Annotated in this window: 7 protein-coding genes; 6 read left to right on the forward strand and 1 reads right to left on the reverse strand. The window is 65.3% G+C overall.

What is annotated here, in order from left to right:
* Nucleotides 1–225, forward strand: a 225-nt coding sequence (locus tag AC1D00_RS23520; RefSeq protein ID WP_477012299.1) for a thioesterase family protein, incomplete at its 5' end; no start/stop codon positions are given.
* Between the two features lie 131 nt (nt 226–356).
* Here the strand turns inward: AC1D00_RS23520 and AC1D00_RS23525 are convergent.
* Nucleotides 357–527: a DUF1328 domain-containing protein gene (locus tag AC1D00_RS23525; protein ID WP_014493008.1), complete on the reverse strand. Its 171-nt coding sequence runs from the start codon at nt 525–527 to the stop codon at nt 357–359.
* 238 nt (nt 528–765) lie between these two features.
* Between AC1D00_RS23525 and AC1D00_RS23530 the strand changes: the two genes are divergently transcribed.
* The 5 genes from AC1D00_RS23530 to AC1D00_RS23550 form a co-directional block, all read left to right on the forward strand.
* The gene (locus tag AC1D00_RS23530) at nt 766–3357 is read left to right on the forward strand and encodes an ATP-dependent helicase (protein ID WP_477012300.1); all 2592 of its coding nucleotides are present in this window, start codon (nt 766–768) and stop codon (nt 3355–3357) included.
* 91 nt (nt 3358–3448) lie between these two features.
* Complete coding sequence (locus AC1D00_RS23535; protein ID WP_167771009.1) at nt 3449–3865, forward strand: hypothetical protein; 417 nt, start codon at nt 3449–3451, stop codon at nt 3863–3865.
* Nucleotides 3865–4536, forward strand: coding sequence for an OmpA family protein (locus tag AC1D00_RS23540; RefSeq protein WP_477012302.1), 672 nt, complete (start codon nt 3865–3867; stop codon nt 4534–4536). The genes AC1D00_RS23535 and AC1D00_RS23540 overlap by 1 nt, the downstream gene beginning before the upstream one ends.
* Before the next feature lie 174 nt (nt 4537–4710).
* Nucleotides 4711–5229: an Mpo1 family 2-hydroxy fatty acid dioxygenase gene (locus tag AC1D00_RS23545; protein WP_167771008.1), complete on the forward strand. Its 519-nt coding sequence runs from the start codon at nt 4711–4713 to the stop codon at nt 5227–5229.
* 29 nt (nt 5230–5258) lie between these two features.
* A partial coding sequence (locus tag AC1D00_RS23550; protein WP_477012301.1) for an NAD-dependent epimerase/dehydratase family protein occupies nt 5259–5813 on the forward strand: 555 nt, incomplete at its 3' end.

Genomic DNA, 5813 nt, shown 5'->3' on the forward strand with positions numbered 1-5813 from the left:
GACGACAAGCGGCTGCACACGTTCGAGGAGATGAGGCACGCCACCGAAGGCTGGTTATCGGCCACCTCGGAGAACATGTCGCTGCACATGGACATGAACGCACGGCGCGTTGCGGCGTTTCCGCCCGATATCCAGCAGCGCATCGCAGGCATCGCCAGGGCCCACAGCGACTTGGCCCGGCCCGAGGCCATCGGCCGGAGCGTGGCGATGCCCTCGAAGCGGTAGCCAAACAGTCCTCTCTAACCCCTCATCCTGAGGAGCCCGCGAAGCGGGCGTCTCGAAGGATGCAAGGCCACAGTCGGGCCTTCATGGTTCGAGACGCGCGTTCCGCGCTCCTCACCATGAGGATAACACCGCTAGATCCTGCGGCCGCGGGCGAGGCCGACCACGGCCGAAACCAGGAACAGCACGACCGCAATGAAGAAGATGATCTTGGCGATTTCGATCGAAGCGCCGGCGATGCCGCCAAAGCCCAGGATACCGGCGATCAGTGCGATAACCAGAAACGTCACAACCCAGCCAAGCATGGTCAAATCCTCGTCTTGATATTTGTCTGCGTCGGCGCGGCTGGCCGCGCCACCTGTCCAGACAATCTCGACGCGGGAACGATGGTTCCTGCCCACGCAAGGTGGAAATTAGCAGCTCCCGCAGGAACAAATCGGCCTGCCACGTACGTGGAAAACCTCGCACCGCCGCCCCATATAGGCACCAATCCCTGTTATGAAGGCTCCCTCCCGTCACCCCGCGGTGCCATCGTGGGGCCAAATGATTCGCATGACCGAGCCGAGCAAGATCACCAGCGTCCCCGACCACCAGCCCGCAGCCGGCGGCATCGCCGCGCGTGCGCGCGCCTCGGTGGGCCCGAAATACCTGTCCGGGCTCAATCCCGAGCAGCGCGAGGCGGTGGAGACGCTGGACGGCCCGGTCCTGGTGCTGGCTGGCGCCGGCACCGGCAAGACCCGCGTGCTGACCACGCGCATCGCCCATATCCTGAGCCAGGGCCGCGCCCGCCCCGCCGAGATCCTGTCGGTGACCTTCACCAACAAGGCCGCGCGCGAGATGAAGCACCGGCTCGGCCAGATGCTCGGCCACGCGGTGGAGGGCATGCCGTGGCTCGGCACCTTCCACTCCATCGGCGGCCGCATCCTGCGCACCCATGCCGAGCTGGCGCAGCTCAAGTCGAACTTCACCGTGCTCGACGTCGACGACCAGGTCCGGCTGCTGAAGCAGCTGCTTCAGGCCGACAACATCGACGACAAGCGCTGGCCGGCGCGCATGCTGGCCGGCCTGATCGACGGCTGGAAGAACCGCGGCCTGACGCCGTCGCAGGTGCCCTCGGGCGAAGCCGCTGTCTTCGCCAACGGCAAGGGCGGCAAGCTCTATGCGAGCTATCAGGAGCGGCTGAAGATCCTGAACGCCGCCGATTTCGGCGACCTGCTGCTGGAGAACATCCGCATCTTCCGCGAGCACCCGGATATCCTGCGGCAGTACCAGCAGCGCTTCAAATACATCCTGGTGGACGAATATCAGGACACCAACGTCGCGCAATATCTGTGGCTGCGGCTGCTGTCGCAGGCGCCGGCGAAGCAAACCGCGCCCACCGTCATTCCGGGGCGGCTCGAAGAGCCGAACCCGGAATCCAGCAGTGAGTCCGAGGATCGAGATTCCGGGTTCGATGCTGCGCATCGCCCCGGAATGACGGAGCATGTGGCGGTGGCCACGCCCCACGTCAAGAACATCTGCTGCGTCGGCGACGACGACCAGTCGATCTATGGCTGGCGCGGCGCCGAGGTCGACAACATCCTGCGCTTCGACCACGATTTCCCCGGCGCCAAGGTCATTCGCCTCGAACGCAATTACCGTTCGACCGGCCACATCCTCGCCGCCGCCTCGCACCTGATCGCGCACAATGAAGGCCGGCTCGGCAAGACGCTGCGCACCGAGGATCAGGACGGCGAGAAGGTCACGGTGACGGGCTCGTGGGATTCGGAAGAGGAAGCCCGCGGCATCGGCGAGGAGATCGAGCAGATCCAGCGCCAGGGCGAGAAGCTGAACGAGATCGCGATCCTGGTGCGCGCCTCCTACCAGATGCGCGAGTTCGAAGACCGTTTCGTCACGCTCGGCCTGCCCTATCGCGTCATCGGCGGCCCGCGCTTCTACGAGCGCGCCGAGATCCGCGACGCGCTGGCCTATCTGCGTGTCATCAATTCACCGGCCGACGATCTCGCCTTCGAGCGTATCGTCAACACGCCCAAGCGCGGCCTCGGCGATGCCACCGTGCAGATGCTGCACGACCACGCCCGCAAGCGCCGCATTCCGCTGTTCGAGGCGGCGCGCGCGGTGGTCGAGACCGACGAGCTGAAGCCGAAGGCGCGCGGGTCCCTGCGCGACCTCGTCGCCCAGTTCGACCGCTGGCGCGCCCAGCGCGAAGTCACCGCGCATACCGACCTCGCCCAGATCGTGCTCGACGAGAGCGGCTACACCGAGATGTGGCAGAAAGACCGTTCGGCGGACGCCGCCGGCCGGCTCGAAAACCTCAAGGAGCTGGTGCGCTCCATGGAGGAGTTCGAGAACCTGCAAGGGTTTTTGGAGCACATCTCGCTGGTGATGGACCGCGACGGCGGCGCCGAGGAAGACGCGGTGTCGCTGATGACGCTGCATTCGGCCAAGGGCCTCGAATTCGACAACGTGTTCCTGCCGGGCTGGGAGGAAGGCCTGTTCCCGAGCCAGCGCACGCTGGACGAACAGGGCCGCGCCGGGCTGGAAGAAGAGCGTCGGCTCGGCCATGTCGGCCTGACCCGGGCGCGGCGGCGCGCCATGATCTATTTCGCCACCAACCGCCGGATCCATGGCACCTGGTCGACCACGATCCCGTCGCGCTTCCTCGACGAATTGCCGGCGGCCAATGTCGAGATCACGGAATCCAAGGGCGGCTCGGCCTGGGGCGGCACCGGCGGCTATGGCGCCTCGCGCTTCGACGACATGGAGGCGTTCGGCTCCAGCTATACGACGCCGGGCTGGCAGCGGGCGCAGGCCAACCGCAACCGGGGCGGCGGCCGCACCGGCGCCGGCGGCCACGGCAGCTTCGAGGAAGAGGCCGCGACGTTCTCGTCCTCCTCGTCATCCGGACCCGATTTCGGCAGCTTCTCCTCGCGCCGGCGCGGGCCGATGACGATCGAGGGCGAGCTGGTCGCCAAATCCACCGGCACGACCTCGGAATTCTCGCTCTCCGACCGCGTCTTCCACCAGAAATTCGGCTACGGCCGCGTCACCAAGATCGACGGCAACAAGCTCACCATCGCCTTCGACAAGGCCGGCGAGAAGAAGGTCGTGGACAGCTTCGTGCAGCGGGCGTGAGGCCCTCCCCTGTTGCGGCGGCGTTACGCCGCCGTCTTTCTTCGCTCTACGCCCCTTGACCACCGCGAACTTCCCCGTATCAGATGCGGCCATGGTCCGGGGCTCCATCACATTGATCGTGCTGGCATTGGTTATGCCGTCGCTTGCGGCGGCGGAGACCATGAGCTTTGGCGATTCGATCGGAAAGCTGGCGGCGAGCTGCGGTGCGGAAATCGTCGCCAATTGCCGCGGCGTCAATCCGGATTCGACCCGGCTGAAGGAGTGCCTGTCCCGCAACCGCGACGTGCTCTCGCCGCAGTGCCAGAGCGATTATCTCGGCGTCTTCGACGCCATCCAGAAGCGCGTCGCCGCGCGCATCACGGTGGCGAACGCCTGCCAGCGCGAGATCGTCAAGGTCTGCGGCGGCTCGACCAAGGAGACCAGCAAGTCGATCCCCTGCCTGGTCTCGACGCCCAAGGGCATCAGCAACAACTGCCTGAAGGCCGTGGACGACGCGGGGTATCGATGATGCGCGCGAAGGGGCTTTCCACTGCCGGAATCGGCATCGCGCTCGGCCTCGCCTTGCTCGCGGGCGCAGCCAGCGCACAGACGGCGCCGCCGACCCGCGACGACATCGTCGGCAAGCTGAACCATGTCGAAGAGGCCGCCGAAATCGACCTTCCCGCGCTGAAGCAGCAGGTGATGGAGCGCGCCAAGGCCAGGATCAAGAACGATCCGGGGCCGGTGAACCGGCCGCCGATCGCGCCTGATCTTGCCAAGCTGCCCGCCTTCAACGCGCAGATCCAGTTCGACGCCGACACGCCGATCATCCAGCCGGCGTCCTACCAGACCGTCGGCCGCATCGCGGACGCGCTGGTTCAATCCTCGCTGCTGCCCTACACCTTCCTGATCGTCGGCCACGTCGAATCCAATTCGAAGACGCGCGAGGCCAATGCGATCCTGAGCCAGCGCCGGGCGGACGCGATCCGCGACGTGCTGGTGAACACGTTCAAGATCTCGACCAAGCGGCTGCACCCGATCGGCCTCGGCGAGGAGCAGTTTCTCGACCGGGCGAAGCCGACCGCGGCCGTCAACGGCCAGTTGCAAATCCTGACCTTTGCCAAGGTACCGGAGGAGGCACCCGCGCATCCGGCTGCGGCACCTGCGCCTGCGACGAAAAAGCCCGCCAAGAAGCGCTGAACGAGCGCGCCTCGGCGCCAGACGGAACCCCTTGAAGTCCTGATTGTTTTGTGACCTGTTTCACAGCGCGACAGCACGGTCTTGCGCGACAATAGTGCCGGTTTGTGCACTGCCCTATCAGGTGCTATAGGCTCTGGTTCGTCCTTCCCCAACCCTGTGCTGCATGAGACCAAGATGGGTGGCTTGTTTCAACGCCAACTTGCCGTTTATGTCGAGTACCATCGCGATCCCCGGAATACGGCGATGCATGTGGTCGGTATCCTCTTGCTGTTCACGGGCGCCGTGCTGCCGCTGACGTTGGTGAAGGTGCCGCTGTTCGGAACTGAACTCAGCCTGGCAGTCATCCTGGCCTTGCCGGTTCTGATCTATTGGCTGCTGCTCGACGTTGCGCTCGGGGTCGGCATTCTGGCCGTCTCCGTCGTGCTGTTTTCGATCGCCACGACCATTTCGGCGCAAGCTAGCACCATGACGATGTGGGCGATTTTCGCCGCGCTGGTCGGGCTCGGCCTTGCCGCGCAGGCCATCGGCCACAAGGTTTTTGAGGGGCGCGAAGCCTCGTTATTCACGTTTCCGTCGCATCTTTTGCTGGGACCGATGTTTGTCATGGCAAAATTATTCATTGCACTGGGCTTCCGTCGCGACCTTGCCGCGATTCTGGCGCCTCTTCCGACCAATTCCCTTTCAACCCGATAGCTCTAGAAGCGAAACAGCAAACCTTCTTCATGGCTCTCGTACTGGTTACCGGTGGCAGCGGCTTCATCGGACATCATCTCGTAGAATCGCTCCGCGCCCGTGGGCAGCGGGTGCGTGTTCTCGACGTCCGGCCGCCGGCCGCCGCCAATACCGACGTCCACTATGTTCACGGCTCGGTGCTGGACGGCGCCGCGGTCGATGCCGCGCTGGCCGGCGTCGATCAGGTCTATCACCTCGCCGGCCTGCCCGGCATGTGGGTTGCCMACAAGCAGGACTTTCACGACGTCAATTTCCGCGGCACCGAGGTCGTGCTGGCAGCTGCGATGAAGCGCGGCGTGTCGCGCTTCCTGCACTGCTCGACGGAATCGATCCTGTTCCCCTATACCGACCTCAACGGCGCTCCCGCCGAGGAGGTGCTGCAGCCGGCCGACGCGATGCCCGGTGCCTATACGCGGTCGAAGTCGCTGGCCGAGCATCATGCCGCGAAGGCCGCGGCCAATGGCTTTCCGCTCGTGATCGGCACGCCGACCATGCCGATCGGTGCCGCCGACCACAATCTGACGCCGCCGACCGCGATGCTCTGG

The sequence above is a fragment of the Bradyrhizobium sp. P2_E8 genome (genome assembly GCF_056403875.1).

Coding starts and splice junctions, on each gene's coding strand:
- AC1D00_RS23525 (WP_014493008.1), bottom strand. CDS start 527: ATGCTTGGCTGGGTTGTGACGTTTCTGGTTATCGCACTGATCGCCGGT.
- AC1D00_RS23535 (WP_167771009.1), top strand. CDS start 3,449: ATGGTCCGGGGCTCCATCACATTGATCGTGCTGGCATTGGTTATGCCG.
- AC1D00_RS23530 (WP_477012300.1), top strand. CDS start 766: ATGATTCGCATGACCGAGCCGAGCAAGATCACCAGCGTCCCCGACCAC.
- AC1D00_RS23540 (WP_477012302.1), top strand. CDS start 3,865: ATGCGCGCGAAGGGGCTTTCCACTGCCGGAATCGGCATCGCGCTCGGC.
- AC1D00_RS23545 (WP_167771008.1), top strand. CDS start 4,711: ATGGGTGGCTTGTTTCAACGCCAACTTGCCGTTTATGTCGAGTACCAT.